Origin of the sequence: Chryseobacterium camelliae (assembly GCF_030818575.1) — a bacterium.
GTDB lineage: Bacteria > Bacteroidota > Bacteroidia > Flavobacteriales > Weeksellaceae > Chryseobacterium > Chryseobacterium camelliae_A.
On the sequence record NZ_JAUTAL010000001.1, the window covers coordinates 1,095,735 to 1,110,891 of the forward strand.

A 15,157-nucleotide genomic window follows, 5' to 3' on the forward strand; every position below is an offset into this window, starting at 1 on the left:
AATTATTATTTTTGCAAGCTATACACTAACAATAATCTTTATGATGAGTGAATCAGACAGAAAACAAGCAAAACCTGTTACCATTATATCAGGCTTTCTTGGTGCGGGGAAGACAACATTCCTCAATGAGCTGATTGTACATAAGAAAAACCGGCGGTTGTTCATTATTGAAAATGAATTTGGCAGCGAAGGGATCGATGCGGAATTGATTGCAGCTCCTCATGATGGTATATTTGAGCTCAATAACGGATGCCTGTGCTGCAGCCTTAATGAAGGCTTTTCAGATTTGCTGAAAACAATATGGAGACGAAAAAGTGAATTTGATGAATTGGTTATTGAAACTACCGGCATCGCCGATCCCGCCATGGTGGCACTGCCTTTTTTAGCCAATCCGAACATAGAAAGCAGCTACCGATTGGAAAGTGTTATCTGTGTAGTAGATGCACAGCTTATAGAGCAGCAGCTTGCAGAGACGGAAGATGCCCGCAGGCAGATTGTTTTTGCAGACCTTATACTTATGAATAAAGTCGATACCGTAAGGAATGGACATAATAAACACCTGGAAGCGCTGCTGCAAAGCATCAACCCGTCTGCTGTAATACGATCGGGAAACAGAGAAACAGGCTACCCGTTCACAGAACTGCTGGCACTGAGCAGGAATGATTTTGATCATAAAATAGCCATGGAATGTTCATCCGGAAATGCTGCTGAGAACGAAATTGAAAATGGTCATCAGGAACACCATCACAGAGGTCTCAGTTCATTAAGTTTTGTATTTGATGAGCCATTTGACCTTGAATGGTTCCAGCACAGGTTGATGATGTTCCTCCGTTTTCAGGCAAAAGATATATACAGGATAAAAGGTGTTATCTGGGCAATGGAGGAAAAACATAAAGTCATTGTGCAGTCTGTCAGCAAAATGCTGGCAATAAGCCAGGGCAATGAATGGAAAACGGATGAAATACGCAGGAGCCGCATGGTATTTATCGGCAGGGATCTGAAATCAAAAGGTATTGAGCAAATGTTAAAGCAGTTATTGGCTAAAAGAACACATAAATAAATATAAACATAAATGATGAATAACATGAATGATCATAAAAACACTATTATTTTTGCTCTATGCCTGCTGTTTTCGGCAAGCTGGGCATCTGCGCAAACGGACAGTACAGGGGTGCGAAAAGATACGGTGGCAAAAGTTGAACTTATCAAGGAAGTAAGCATCAATGCCAGGAAAAAAGTTTTTGAAACCGATAAAGGCAAGCTGATCTTCAATGTACAAAATTCTGCACTCAGCACAGGGCAAACGGCTTTGGATCTGCTCAAAAGGGTACCGGGCGTTAGTGTGGGGCAGAACGACCAGATTTTATTTCGCGGCTCAGCGGGCATCAATGTAGTGATTGACGGAAAAATGACTTATCTGTCAGGCAGCCAGTTAGCCAGCTTCCTGATGGGGATGAGTGCTGAAGACATCAGCAAAATTGAAATCATGACCACGCCATCGTCGGAATTTGATGCTGCCGGAAATGCCGGAATAATCAATATCATTTCCAAAAAAAATATAAAAAAGGGCTATGCGATTGATCTGCGCAGTTCAGTTTCAAAAGGAAAATACTGGATGAACAACCAAAATATCACGTCAAGCTTTCGCACTAAAAAGCTTAGTCTTTATGGTTCTTTCGATTTTAATACTCCCCACAGCTATTCGAAAAATCAAAGTGGAAATACCATCAATGACAACGGTAATGTGTTGCAGCTGAGCCGTAACAATGAAAGCATCTATAAAGTCAAATATTACACCTGGAGAGTAGGGGCAGACTGGCAGTTTTTGAACAGGCACAGCATCGGCATAAGCTACAACGGTTATTTTGATGATTTCAAAAGTTTCAATTATTCTACCGTAGACCGACTGGCTCATTCGGGAAACCTGCAATCGTATATCCGCTCCGAAAATACACAGATCGAGCCGTACCATTACGATGACGTCAGTATGAAATATAAATTTGACATTGATTCGCTTGGCAAAAATATCACAGCTGATGCCAATTATACTTCAAACCGTAATTTTTCTGACGGGCTTATGACAACTGACATTTACACTTTAAACGACGTTTTCCTGAATCGGAAAGTTCAGAAATCGCATCAGCCGGGATTCGTAAAGATCAAATCCTTTAAAGCCGATGCCGATTTGCCGTTCCAAAAATTCCGCATCAAAACGGGTGTAAAATATGCGGAGGTAGAGAATGATAACCAATTCCGTTTCGATAGTTTGCAGGCCGGAAATTATGTGAAAATTGATGCTTTAAGCAATCATTTTAAATACAGGGAACGCATTGCGGCGGTTTATTTGTCCGGATCTAAAACTTTCAGCAAAACCAGCATTGAAGCCGGCTTACGCCTGGAATATACGAATGCCGATGGCTATATGATAAAACAGGATCTCACCAACAAATGGCAATACACCAAGCTGTTTCCTTCACTTACCGTAGAACAAATTATCAGTGATGATCACAAATTGGATTTTTCTGTGAGCCGACGGATAAACCGCCCGTCTTACAGTGACTTAAATCCTGTCCGCTGGTATACGGATCAGTATTTTTACTATTCGGGCAATCCAAATCTTTTACCGGAAATGACGTGGGTCTCTTCCCTTACCTACAGTCTGAAAAGCAGATATATCTTTACTGCTATTTATAACCGGAGCAATCATTTTATTAATCGGAGGCTGGCCATTGACGATAACGGGTTCACCGTAAGAAGCATGAGTGATAACTTCGGGAAGAGGCAGCGTTTTGATTTTACAACGTCGGTCTCCGTAAAACCATTAAAATTCTGGGATCTCCAGCTTTTCAACGACTTAAGCTACACTGCTTATCCTATTTCCCTGCAATTGGGCGAAAAGCAGGTCTCAAAATGGTCATTGACAACAATGCTGGAACAGGATTTTACTTTGCCAAAAGATTTTTCAGTTAATCTCGTTGCCTCATTTACCACATCAGAATTGCGGGGCATCTACAGTACAGAACCTATGGGCTTTGTGAACATTGGTGTTAAAAAATCGTTTTTTAACAAAAAATTTGTTGCGCAATTTTCTGTCAGCGACCTATTCAATACCACTCGTTACAAAGCGAAATCCCAGACTGATATTGCCGATTACTACTATAACGACAAACCGTACAGCAGGGTAGTGAGTTTATCATTGAAATACCATTTTGGAGGAGAGCTTATCAAATCAAACAACAGAAAAACTGAAGAGCAGGAAAGGCTTTAATGTTTAAAGATAGGTAGATTACCCGTTTATTCATCTTTGCCGGGCTGGGGCTTCCATCTTCTTAGAGTTGTTGTTTTTTCAATTTCCAGCTCAGACGGATAGGTGATGAATTCTACAAAAGTTCCCCAGGGCGTTACTGCATACATAAACCAGTTGCCATCACCGCCTTCTCTGCCGAGCATTTTATTAGGGCCTTTCAGTACTTTTCCGCCGGCCTCTGTGAATTTTCTTTTGGTTTCATCAATATCCTCGGTATAAACTGCAAAATGCTGTAACCCGATATCTGACGGGATTATGTCTTTTTTACGTTTGCCCGGAACCTTCATTTCGAAAAGTTCAATGCTGGCGCCGTCACCAATTCTCATCATCCGCATATGGATGATGGCCGAACCTTTTGCCAAGCCCAGCTTGGCCTCAGCATCTGCACCCTGTTGCGGTTCATCCGTTGGAATCACATTGTCGTAGATTGCAACGGCGCCAAAGGCTTGTTCTAAAAATAGTGCCGCGGCTTCCAGATCAGGCACAGTGATGCCTATATGGTCAATTGCTCTTACTTCGGAAGTTTGATAATTCATTTTCATTAAATTGTATGATTAAAATAGAGAAGTGTTACTTATTATTTCAACGGAATTTTCAGTACCTGATAGGGCTGTGTTCTGACATCTTTTCCGTTGTTAAGATTTGGAAGGCGATGCCATTGGCCTATCGTAACGTAGAGAGAGCCGTTTTTAACGGCCATTCCGTCTGGCCAGATCAGCCTTGGATCGTAAGCCACCAGGCTCACTTCGCCTTTTGTGTTTTTCCTGATGATGCTGTAGCGGGAAGCGTCTCCAAAATAGATGCTGCCTTCTTCATCAACTGCTATTCCGCCATTGGAAACAATCTGTCCTTCTGATGTGATTTCCTTTTTTAAATCGGCTTCAGATGCATGAAAATCACTGATTTTATCCGTTGAAATGCTGTAATAATTAGGGTTTGTAGGTGTGGTCCAGATCAGCTTTTTGAAATCGGCAGATAATTCAATCCCATTGACACCGCCTTGTGGCATTGTCGGCTTTTCCATATCCAGCAGGTATGGCTTTCCCTCTACATAAGTGATGAAGCCTGGGGCAGGGGAAACTTCGGGAATATTTTTGAAGAGTTCCCGTAATTTTCCGCTTGCCACATCCAAAAGGATGATCGACTGGTCAGGTTTTGAGAATCCGTTGTTCGTGATATATACCATCCCCTGCTTACCGTGGGTAGGATCAAAACGCAAGTCATTCAACTGCATTGTTTCACGGAAAAAAGGTTTCGGAATAGGGATGTTTTTAATCACCTTCCTGGTATTGATGTCAACCGCAACTACCTTTGTGGAGCCATCGGGGATGTCTTCTAAGCCTGCCCGTTTTCCCTGATCGAGAATCCAGAGCGTGTTTTGGTAGATCGTAATCCCAAGCACGGAAACCAGGTGGCTGTCATAGTCTGAATTAATGTTTTTATTGATTTCTTCATTCGGAAATGCGGTCATTTTTTGCCCGGTCATTTCTACAACAGATGGGAGATTGTGATTTTCACCGCCTCTGGGAAGAGCAAGGAAAACACGCCCGTCATCGCTTACAGCAATGCCTGCGGCTTCTTTTTGAAGCTGGTATTCAAGGCTGATTTTTTGAGGTACCTGGATCGGCATCTGTGCTCTGATAACGGATATTGCTGAAAGCAAACATGTCGCTATCGCTAATGGTACTGTCTTTCTCATAATGTTATAGTATTGTGAAAACTCTTGCGGCAGGGTTGATCCTCACATCAGATCATTAAAATTATTTTGCCAAAGGCCCTCTGCTTACTTCTTTGCCCGCTTTGTAAATGGCATAGATTTGCTCTGTGTTTTTAATATTGTTCAGCGGATTGGCATTCAGGATAAGGAAATCAGCCGTCTTTCCGGCTTCAAGCGTTCCGAAGTCTTTGTAAATGCCAATGGCTTTTGCCGCATTTTTGGTAGCAATGGTTATCGCCTGGTTTGGCGTTAAGCCCGCTTCGACAAGGAGCTGAAGTTCAAGATGTTCGCTGAAACCCTGAGCCCGGAGAAACATTGCACCGGAATCTGTTCCGAAAGCTACCGGAATTCCCGCATCATAGACTTTTTTCACGTTTTGCAAAGCGGTAGCGAATGCTTTGGTATTGGTTTGGAAAAGCGGACTGTTTTTCAATTCGTCCTGGTACGCCTGCGATGTAATTTTTTCGTAGACACCAGGCTCCAGGGACTTTTTGAAAAATTCGTTATTGATCCATTCCGGTTTTTTGGCATAGATGTAGGCGAATTCATCCAGAGATAACGTAGGGATATAAGTGACGTTTTTCGATTTCATTAGCATCAGAGTGGCATCATCAATAATCTTGTCCCGGACACTGTGGCCGATGATGTCAATGCCGGCTTCAACCAATTGCTGAAGATCAGCAAGATAATAGACGTGGGCAGCCACTCTCAAATTATGTTTGTGGGCTTCATCAATGATTTTCTTATAGATGGAGGGATCCATCTTTTTAGGGTATTTCCCGTTGAAATCATCTACCCAGAGTTTTACGACGGTTGGTTTTACTTTGGTAAGACTATCCATTTCCGCAGGGATCTGCCCGGGTGACTCAGGTCGGTATACTTTATCCATTCCCATCTCATAAGGCGGAGCAGCATTTTTGACGCCGAAGCCATAACCGGCACTATACATTCTTGCACCATCCAGTTTGCCAGCGGCAGACTTATCCCGGAAACCGTTTTCAAAAATCAGGGGACGGTCGCTTCCCATTGCCAAAACGTTCAGAATACCATAATCCTGATATTTTTTTAACTGAGATAGAATGTTTTGCTCCGTATAATTTTCTGCCGCATTTTTGGTTCCTTTCAGTAATCCCAGGTGGATATGGGCTGAAAGGATTGCCGGCATTATGGTTTTCCCTGTAAGATCAACCGTTTCAGCAGCCTCATCGGAGATATTCGCTTCAATTTTTACTATTTTTCCGTTTTCTACGAGGATATCGCACACTTTCGGATTGTCTCCGTTGCCGGAAATAACAGTCGCATTCTTGTATAAAACAGCTCTGCCCTCGTTGTCTTTTTTGCCTTTGCAGCAAATCAAAAATGTCATAAGAACGAAAGCTATTGCTGATGAATAAAATATTTGTTTCATAATTATGTTATTTAACGTTTAATCAAATTTTAAAACATCCGGCCATTCATTTGGCAGTTCGCCACTGAAACCCATTTCCGGGAGGATATTGATGGCTGAAATTTCTTCCTGTGACAAAACAAAATCAAAAACTTCCAGATTCTCAAGGATTCTATCCTTGGTTGAAGATTTCGGGATGGGAATGGCACCCTGCTCGATAACCCATCTTAATGTAATCTGAGAAACGGATTTCCCATGCTTCTCCGCGATATTCTTCAATACATTATTATCGAAAACTTTTCCTCTTGCCAGAGGTGACCATGCTTCTATAGCTATTGACAGATCTTTGCAGAGTTCAGTAAGTTCCGGTTGCCAGTAACCAGGATGAAACTCAATCTGGTTAACCGCCGGAACGACCCTTGCTGTCTGTAAAAGGGCATCCAGATGCTCTTTCCAGAAATTACTGACACCAATGGACCTGATCTTGCCTTCTCTTTGCAGCTCTTCCATTGCCCGCCAGGTTTCAGCATTGGTTTTCTGCCAGTCAGCATAATTTTTGGCATTAGCAGGCCAATGGATGAGGTAGAGGTCAACATAGTCCAGCTTCAGCTTTTCCAAAGACTCCTGAAAATCTTCCTTGGCATTTTCATACCCCAGATTTTCACGCTGTAGTTTCGTGGTTAAAAATACCTCTTCTCTCGGAATACCGCTTTCCGCGATTCCTTTTCCTACAGCTTCTTCATTTTTGTATATCGCTGCGGTATCGAGTAGTCTGTATCCGTTTTGCAATGCAAATTTCACGCTGTCTATGCATTCCTGCTCAGTCGCTTTATAGGTTCCGAAACCCAGTTTCGGGATTTGATTTCCGTCGTTTAGTGTGGTAAGTTCAATCATAATTTTAAATTTTTTAACAGGGAATAAGGGGTTCTTCGTCAATTAAACCTTCTGAGAGAGCAGCCGGTATTTCAGGTTTCAAGCCAAATTATCATCTTTGATCTGAATATTGCACATCGGAAGGACCAATATCCTCAATGCAGCCGTTAAGTCTATATACATCAAGACCAATTGTTGTTGCGATACGGTTGAATTATTTTAAAAGCCCTTTTTTAGATTTTATTTTTGTAATCATAAACCTGGACAATTTAATTGATCTTAATTTTAACGACTAAATAAGGAGGCTTACGCAGATCTTTGTTATTATTAAAGCTGGCTAAGCGGTTCCATTGACCCAAAGTCACATACAGATAGCCGTTTTTGAAGGCCAATCCATCCGGCCAGACATAATTTGCCGGATCATGGGAAACCACTTCAAATTCGCCATCGGGTGTCCGTTTTACCAGTGATTGCTGTTCATAAGCCCCAAAATAGATATTGCCGTTTTCATCTTCCGCTATGCCGTCACAAGCCGGATGCTGGCCTTCAAACGTTACAGCATTTTCGATTTCCGTTTCCGATTTAGAAAAATCACTGAGAATTGCCGTTGACAGGCTGTACATATTTCGCCCGGAAATAGTGGTCCAGTACAGGGTTTGGCTATCAGGACTTATGGAAATTCCATCTGCACCCCCGCCCGGAAGTGTGAGCTGCTTGTTATCGCCTCTTCTTGGCTTCCCTTCCAGGAATGCCATATAGTTTTGGTCCGGCGATGTTGTTTTATGATTCCTCAAAACCTCTTTAGCTTTTCCGGAAGCAACATCTATGATGACCAGGGAAAAATCTTTGCCAAAACCCGAATTGGCAATGTAAACCATACCATTTTTTCCGTGCAACAGATCTACCCGCAGGTCATTGTAATGTGCTGTACTTCTTAAAATACCTTTTGGGATTTCCAGGCTATGGACGATCTTTTTTGTTTTGATATCAATAGCAACCACTTTTGCAGCGCCCTGGGAAATTTCTTCCGTTCCGGAGCGTTTGCCATCATCGATGATCCACAGCACATCATTTTTGTCCATATACATTCCGTGTGGGGAAACCAGCCATTCCTTCACGGGTTTGGCTGACGGATAAACATATTCTTTGTCTGGCCAGGGAATTAACTTTCCGTCTTTCAGTTCTGCCAATGCGAATTCCTTGTGGTTGTCTGCGTGTCTCGGGAAACCAAGAAAAACACGGTCATCGGAACTTACCGCGATACCGGACATATCAGGATTTGGCGGATTAATTGATGCGATGATCTGTGCATTGGAGTTTTGTGCCCGTATCATCGTGATAGTGGCGCAGAACAGAATGATAAATTTAAATTTTTTCATACCTGATATTGTATTAGTGATACGATGTGATTGTATTTGAAGAAAAAACCGGAAATTGTATAAGATAAAGTTAAAGAGAACTGAAAAGGAGAATCTTGTATAAATAATGTATCTTTTTGTACATTTGTTACAAATGAAGTCCTGTGAAGAAAAGACAGTTCAGTACATTGGTCATTCACGACCTTGTAGCAGATACTTTTCATCTGCCTAACCACAGCCATACCTACTATGAACTGGTTTATGTTTTAAAGGGAAAAGGCAGGCATTACCTGAATAATCTTGTAACATCGTATAAGCCCGGTGATCTGTTCTTTATTTCCCTGGAAGATGAGCATTATTTTGAATTTGCATCAGCTTCCAGAATGGTTTTTATTAAATTCACCGATCAGTACTTTGAAACATTAAGGTCTTTTTCTCAGAATAATTTCCATACGACCCCTGAAAAAATAATGCGCCATAGAATGCTGAAAGAACTTAAACTGAAATTCGATAACCCGTCCAAAGCCATTTTACGACGCATTATCGAAAACATTCTGGACTATAGTGATCAGGAAAATATATCCAATTCGCCAATAATACTGCATCAGATTTTTTCAATCTTTGCTTTGGTCAGAGAAACTATCTCTAAAATGGATATAAGGATAGATAACGGTTTACCCGGAAAGGAAGAAATTATAACTTATATTCATCATAACATCTATAAACCTGAAAAAACCAGGATCAACCATTTGGCTGCCCACTTTAATATTTCAGAAAGCTATTTCAGCAATTACTTCAAAAGGAATTTTGAAATTTCCCTGCGGGATTACATCAGCAGCTACCGGCTCTCACTTATTGAAAAGCGTGTAGAGACAGGGCAGGGGACTTTAAAGCAAATTGCCGATGAGTTTGGGTTTAACGATGAAAGTCATCTCTCACATTATTATAAAAGAAGGAGGAATCAATCCATCGGCCAGTTAAAAAAAATTAAAAGTAAGGGATGATGATATCTCTTACTTTTTTCAATTCTAATTCTTCCAGGTGAAAACAACGTATCACTTAAATTTTATTATCGGTCATAATAGTATTTTTAGTGAGCGGTTTGTCCGCCATCCACTACAAATACAGATCCGTTTACAAATGATGCTTCAGGAGAACACAGAAATAAAACCGGTGCTGCTACTTCAGTAGGTTCTGCAGGTCTTTTCATCGGGCTGTTGTTCATCAGGGATGCGCTTATATCCGGATCGGCAAGCCACCTTTCGGTCATTGGTGTGCGGATCAGGCCTGGTGCAACGGCATTGATGCGGATATTTTGGGTGGCATAATCCAAAGCGGCCGCTTTGGTCAGCCCTATTACGCCGTGTTTGGCCGCAGCATAAGGGGACATGTCCGGATCTGCTACTACTCCCGCCACGGAAGCTGTGTTTACGATAGCTCCGCCCCCTGTTTTCAGCATGGCCTGGATTTCATATTTCATGCAAAGGAACACGCCTTTAAGATCTACCGCGATCACTTTATCGAAATCGCTTTCTTCCATTTCCGCTAAGGGTGCCGAAGGCGGAAGGATACCTGCGTTGTTGAAGGCGAAATCAATTGTACCGAATTGTGAGACAGTTTCATTAATAAGGTTTTGTACGGATACGGCATCTGCCACATTGGTTTTAATAAAGATAGCCTTGTTACCTGCTTCTGTAATTAGACGAACGGTCTCCTCAGCTTCCAAATTTACATCGCCAATGATGACCTGGGCGCCGTTGGCAGCAAAAGCCACGGCGGTGGCACGCCCGATTCCTGTCGCCGCACCTGTAATGATGATTGTTTTGCCTGAATAATTATAGGTTGTATTTGACATAGTATTTTCTTTTTAAAGGTTTAAATTTCCGGCACAGTATCTTTTAGCGATGGCGGATATTCTCCTGGCCAGTCAAATCTGTCTTTCAGTATTTTAGCACTCATTTCCAGACAAATTTTGGCAGCAAGATTGGGATATTTTGCATTCATTTTGTCAATGATTTCCTGACTGTCTGAAGCTTCTCTCCAGGTCTCTTCAAAATCCCGGATGTACTTTCTGGTAAATTTGATGTTGTCCGGATGAAAGTATTTCGGGTCATTGCTTGGGGAATGCCCCGGTATCACCACTTCAGGCTGTAATTTTTCCAAACGGTCCAGTATATCATACCAGTCTTTTCTGGCCTGTTTCGTTTTGGCATCAGCAATCCATACATAGGCATCGGCAAAAACGGTATCAGCAGCCAGCAATGTCTTAATAGAAGGGATCCACAGTGCAGAAGCATCGTCCGAATCACCTCTTAAAGGGCCGAGGATTTCTATTTTTTCCCCTTCCAGTTCCAGATGATCTTTGTCCCAAGGTTCCACCAGAACTTTTTCTTTGGCACCATCCAGACCAAGAACGGTATTTCCCCAGTATTTAATTTTAAAATCGAATGCCGAGTTGATGTCGTCTGCAATGGAGGGCAATGATAAAACCCGGATATCCGGAAATGTTTTCTTGAGAACGCTTAATCCCAAAAAATGATCGGGATGGAAATGGCTGATGTACACCCGTGAAGGTTTCACTCCGTTTTCAGTAATCATTGCCACCAGACGGTGGGCACTGGATTCAGCGAACTGGGCATCAAGAAGGATGGCGTCTTTTTCGCCATATATAAGGGTGGAATTGACTGCAAAACCTCCCGGCGTATCACCGCCATTAAATACTTTGATTTTTAAATTTGACATATTGATGATTGTTTTAAGGTATTAATAAATGTTTGTTCCGCAACTTCAAATACAAGATCTCACTAACTGATATTATAGTAAGGGCCTATCTGAAGAAACGTTGTTCGTATCCGTAAAAGATTCAAAATCTTAAAGATTGGAGTTTTTTACTTTTTGAGGATTCTTTTTGGCTTTTACAGGGTCGCCCAAAGTCAGAAGATACCAGTCTACCACTCTTTTGATGATGCCCGGCTGATAAAAATGGAAACTTCCGTGTCCGGCACCTTTCACCGTGATAAGCTGTGCGGTATTGCCATCCTTCAGCAATGCCTCGTACATCTGGCGGCTCTGGCTTGGAGAAACCAGCTGGTCGTCATCTCCGTGCATCAAAAGAAACGGGGGCAGGTTCTTTTTTAGGTGTCCAATCGGACTTGCTTCCAAAGCTTTTTTCTGATTACTCTGAACGGGTGCTCCGGCAAAATCCCCGAAAGCAGGTCCGTTAACAAGAAGCGCCTCGGTAACAGCAGGACTTTGATGCACCGCTTTAATCTTATCCGGAAAATCCTCGCCAATATTGGTCAGATTGCTAATCCCGTACAGGCTTACCACAGACTGAACCGTAGAATTCTGGTCTAAATTTTCGCCTACATCAAAAGCCTTTTCGCCATTGGTTGTGCCCATGAGCTGGGCCAGATAACCGCCGGCAGAATCACCTAAAACCCCGATTTTATCAGGATCAATCCCCAGTTCTGACGCATGCGCTTTTAGATAACGCACAGCGGCTTTTGCGTCTTGAAGCAATGTGGGAAAAAGATTGGGAACCACACGGTATTCAGCGCCCGCCACTACGAAACCGGCTTTTGCCAGGGCATCCTTCATCTCGTAAAATTTATCGTAGTCCGCAGAAGTAAATCCTCCTCCCGGAAAATAAACGATTGCCGGCTTGAGACGGTCAGTACGGGGTACCAGAATCGTCATCTTCAGTGGTGTTACCCTTCGCTGATCTATGATTTGCGTATAGGTAATTCCCGTAAGCAAATCGATCATGCCGTTTTTTAGCGGTACCTGGATGGTTTCTTCTGTGTTCGGAATGCTTTGCGCCATTGTGTGAAGACTTAAGGTTAAAAAAAATCCCAGGACAATATTTTTCATAATAAGGATTTTATTTAAAGTAATTTCTGTCCTGATAATTTAAGAAAAAGACAATTCTCCGCTCACCATTTTATCGATCATTCCCTCATAAGGAGCTTCCGAAATCACTTTTTCATTGTTCTTCCCTTCGTTTTTAGTATAGAAAATTGTACCGAATTCCGGAACCACATATTTGGGGTAGGTCTCGTATTTTTCTCGGGATTCTTCCATTAAAGGAATGAAATCGTTTTGATATCTTACCGTAATTTCGGGGTGTTCGTGTACCCATTTTGGAAAGAAAATAACGCCGTGAAGCTTGTTTTCATTGGGCATGAAATCCAAGGAAACATCGGTTCCCGTAGGCTCTGTCCAACAGATTTTAAACACTCCGTCCACCAGTTTTACAATATCGACTTTCTGGTCTCTTACCCAGCGTCCTCCCACCATTCCTGAGTGGATTCGGTAATCTATCGTATCTTCATTCTTAACGTATATTTCATAATTCCAGCCATTGTCATAGGTGTATATAAGATGTAGGCCAATGAAGTCTTCCAAGTTTTTAATATTGCTCATTTTCGTACTTTTTAAGGTTTAATAATTTAATAAAGTAAAGTTACGTACCCTAAATAAGTCCTTTGTCGTATATTTGGACAAATAATTGACAAAAAAGGACAATTGATGACAACCAACCATATATACACCAAGACAACAGATTTTGAATACCTGAACATGCCTGTACACGTTCACAACCACCATCATCAGTTCGTTTATATGATAAAAGGGACACTCAGGATAAACTTATGTGATAAGGAGTTCTTTCTGCCGGAGGGATTTATCGGAATTATTCCATCGGGAACAATGCATAGCCTTAAAAGTAATAATGAAAAAATAAAGATGTTCTTACTATATGTCCCTCCAATAACCGGGAATAATGACTATTCGGCTTTAAATGCAAATGATTTTATTATAGAGAATATGCGGTTTTTAAACAAACTGAAACGTGAATTGAATCCGGATGAGGATGCTGTGCATTATCAATTTTGTTATGCTTTTTCAGTTTTACTTTGCAGTATGGCCCGGGAGTCAGATACAGGTTTTGTAAGAGGCATGATTGCTCCTAAAAACGAAAGGTTGCAAGCTGTTCTTAGTTACCTTAAAGAGCACTTTCATGAAGAAAATTCTTTGAAGAAAATATCAGGTATTTTTGGATTTACGCCCCGCAACCTGACACGTATTTTCAAAAAAGAGAATATCAGTTTTGTAAGCTATATCAATTATCTGAGGATCGTAAAAGCCATTGAGCTATTATCAGAAAACCATGGGGATATTTCTTCTGTTGCTTATGAAGTGGGATATAATTCGGCAAGCAATTTTAGCCGGGCGTTTAAAAAATTTACGGGGCACTCTCCAAGCTATTTTGTAAAAAACAACCGAACCTGGAGTATTAAATAAGATCATTCCGGTACAATGGAACACACATATTTCAACAAGAGATTGTCAAAGGGCAGTAATGATTCATTGCCGCCCTTGATATCTTAGCTGAGTATATTGAACTATTTTAGGAAATCTGGTTCGAGATATTCAGGATTGGGATGTTTATAAAAACCTTCGCCTGTGGCAGCACCTAATTTTCCTTTGTTGATGAAATCGTTTTTGAACAATTCTGCTACTTTCTGTAAAACAGGGTTATGCTCTCTTTCGGCAGTCATTTTAGTGACATTATAGGCGGTATTGATGCCTACCATATCAATAAATCCGAATGGTCCTTTAGGCGCACCTGTGGCTATCATCCAGGTCTTGTCTATCGTTTTATAGTCAGAAACTTCGTTAGCCCAAAGTTGGGTTGCTTCGTTTATAAGCGGAACCAACAGCGAGTTGATAATATAGCCCGGCTGCTCTTTGTAAACGGGTAGAGCAACCATTCCAATTGATTTTGCAAAAGCGACCAATGTATCGAATACTTCGGACGAAGTTCCGGGATGTCCCATTATTTCGGCGGTGTTATATTTCCAGATTTCGTTCGCGAAATGCAGGGCAATGAATTTTGCAGGCCTGCCCGTAAATTCTGAAAACTGGCTTGGTAACAGGGTTGAGGAATTGGTGGCAAAAATTGTTTTTTCCGGTGCTACGCCAGCCAATTTCTTGTAGAACTCAATTTTGATTTCCGGGAGCTCGGGAACGGCTTCTATCAGGAGATCCGCATCTTTTACACTTTCTGCCAGGTCTGATGTGTAACTTAAATTGGTAAATGTAGCATCTATTTGCTGCTGTGTAGCGTGAATATCCGCTGTGTAGCGTTCTGCCAAATTTTGAAATTTTGCTTTTGCTTTTTCCAAAACTTCATCGCTGATATCGTAAACAGACACTTTAAATCCGTGAAATGCAGTTTGAAAGGCAATCTGAAAACCTAAAACGCCGCTTCCTGCAACGGTTACATTTTTAATGCTCATAATTAAAAAAAATTTATTGTTAATACTATTTGTCCTATGGGAAATCCATGATCTATGTTGACAATTTTTTCTTGCTTTCAGATACTTTGTTATAGTTTTAAACAAAGAAATAAAGCCCTGATTCAGGGTTATATGGGTGTTAAATAATGCTATATTCTTTCAATGATGCAACGATCATTCATGACTGTAGAAATTCAGCCCATACAAATGATT

The 15,157-nt window shown here is 41.4% G+C and carries 14 protein-coding genes; 4 read left to right on the plus strand and 10 right to left on the minus strand.

Translation table 11 applies throughout. The features are described from left to right. The first annotated feature begins 40 nt into the window (after positions 1–40). Positions 41–1,060, plus strand: a complete 1,020-nt coding sequence (locus QE404_RS04985) for a CobW family GTP-binding protein (protein WP_307447307.1) — start codon at positions 41–43, stop codon at positions 1,058–1,060. 24 nt (positions 1,061–1,084) lie between these two features. Continuing rightward, positions 1,085–3,268 (plus strand): outer membrane beta-barrel family protein, encoded by a 2,184-nt coding sequence (locus QE404_RS04990; RefSeq protein WP_307447310.1) that lies wholly within the window; start codon positions 1,085–1,087, stop codon positions 3,266–3,268. 26 nt (positions 3,269–3,294) lie between these two features. On the opposite strand, the gene QE404_RS04995 is transcribed toward QE404_RS04990, so the two are convergent. The 5 genes from QE404_RS04995 to QE404_RS05015 form a co-directional block, all read right to left on the minus strand. Next, positions 3,295–3,843, minus strand: coding sequence for a VOC family protein (locus QE404_RS04995; protein WP_307447311.1), 549 nt, complete (start codon positions 3,841–3,843; stop codon positions 3,295–3,297). 41 nt (positions 3,844–3,884) lie between these two features. Continuing rightward, positions 3,885–5,006, minus strand: coding sequence for an L-dopachrome tautomerase-related protein (locus tag QE404_RS05000; protein WP_307447314.1), 1,122 nt, complete (start codon positions 5,004–5,006; stop codon positions 3,885–3,887). 61 nt (positions 5,007–5,067) lie between these two features. Beyond that, complete coding sequence (locus tag QE404_RS05005; RefSeq protein ID WP_307447317.1) at positions 5,068–6,432, minus strand: amidohydrolase family protein; 1,365 nt, start codon at positions 6,430–6,432, stop codon at positions 5,068–5,070. A gap of 18 nt (positions 6,433–6,450) precedes the next feature. Further along, complete coding sequence (locus QE404_RS05010) at positions 6,451–7,305, minus strand: aldo/keto reductase (protein ID WP_307453738.1); 855 nt, start codon at positions 7,303–7,305, stop codon at positions 6,451–6,453. Between the two features lie 248 nt (positions 7,306–7,553). Next, on the minus strand, positions 7,554–8,663 hold the full coding sequence (locus QE404_RS05015) for an L-dopachrome tautomerase-related protein (protein WP_307447322.1): 1,110 nt from the start codon (positions 8,661–8,663) through the stop codon (positions 7,554–7,556). 143 nt (positions 8,664–8,806) lie between these two features. Between QE404_RS05015 and QE404_RS05020 the strand changes: the two genes are divergently transcribed. Beyond that, positions 8,807–9,646 (plus strand): AraC family transcriptional regulator, encoded by an 840-nt coding sequence (locus QE404_RS05020; RefSeq protein ID WP_307447325.1) that lies wholly within the window; start codon positions 8,807–8,809, stop codon positions 9,644–9,646. A gap of 86 nt (positions 9,647–9,732) precedes the next feature. Here QE404_RS05020 and QE404_RS05025 read toward each other — a convergent pair whose 3' ends face one another. From QE404_RS05025 to QE404_RS05040, 4 genes are all read right to left on the minus strand, one after another. Further along, entirely contained in the window at positions 9,733–10,497 is a 765-nt protein-coding gene (locus QE404_RS05025; protein ID WP_307447328.1) for a glucose 1-dehydrogenase, read from the minus strand. A 20-nt stretch (positions 10,498–10,517) separates the two neighbouring features. Then, the gene (locus QE404_RS05030; RefSeq protein WP_307447331.1) at positions 10,518–11,384 is read right to left on the minus strand and encodes an MBL fold metallo-hydrolase; all 867 of its coding nucleotides are present in this window, start codon (positions 11,382–11,384) and stop codon (positions 10,518–10,520) included. Between the two features lie 129 nt (positions 11,385–11,513). Then, the gene (locus QE404_RS05035) at positions 11,514–12,515 is read right to left on the minus strand and encodes an alpha/beta hydrolase (protein ID WP_307447333.1); all 1,002 of its coding nucleotides are present in this window, start codon (positions 12,513–12,515) and stop codon (positions 11,514–11,516) included. 39 nt (positions 12,516–12,554) lie between these two features. Further along, positions 12,555–13,067, minus strand: coding sequence for a phenolic acid decarboxylase (locus QE404_RS05040; protein WP_307453740.1), 513 nt, complete (start codon positions 13,065–13,067; stop codon positions 12,555–12,557). Positions 13,068–13,172: 105 nt separating this feature from the next. Here QE404_RS05040 and QE404_RS05045 point away from each other — a divergent pair, with 105 nt between their 5' ends. Then, positions 13,173–13,946: a helix-turn-helix domain-containing protein gene (locus QE404_RS05045; protein WP_307447339.1), complete on the plus strand. Its 774-nt coding sequence runs from the start codon at positions 13,173–13,175 to the stop codon at positions 13,944–13,946. A gap of 101 nt (positions 13,947–14,047) precedes the next feature. Here the strand turns inward: QE404_RS05045 and QE404_RS05050 are convergent, their stop codons facing one another. Then, positions 14,048–14,944, minus strand: coding sequence for a 3-hydroxyacyl-CoA dehydrogenase (locus tag QE404_RS05050; protein WP_307447341.1), 897 nt, complete (start codon positions 14,942–14,944; stop codon positions 14,048–14,050). Between the last annotated feature and the right edge of the window lie 213 nt (positions 14,945–15,157).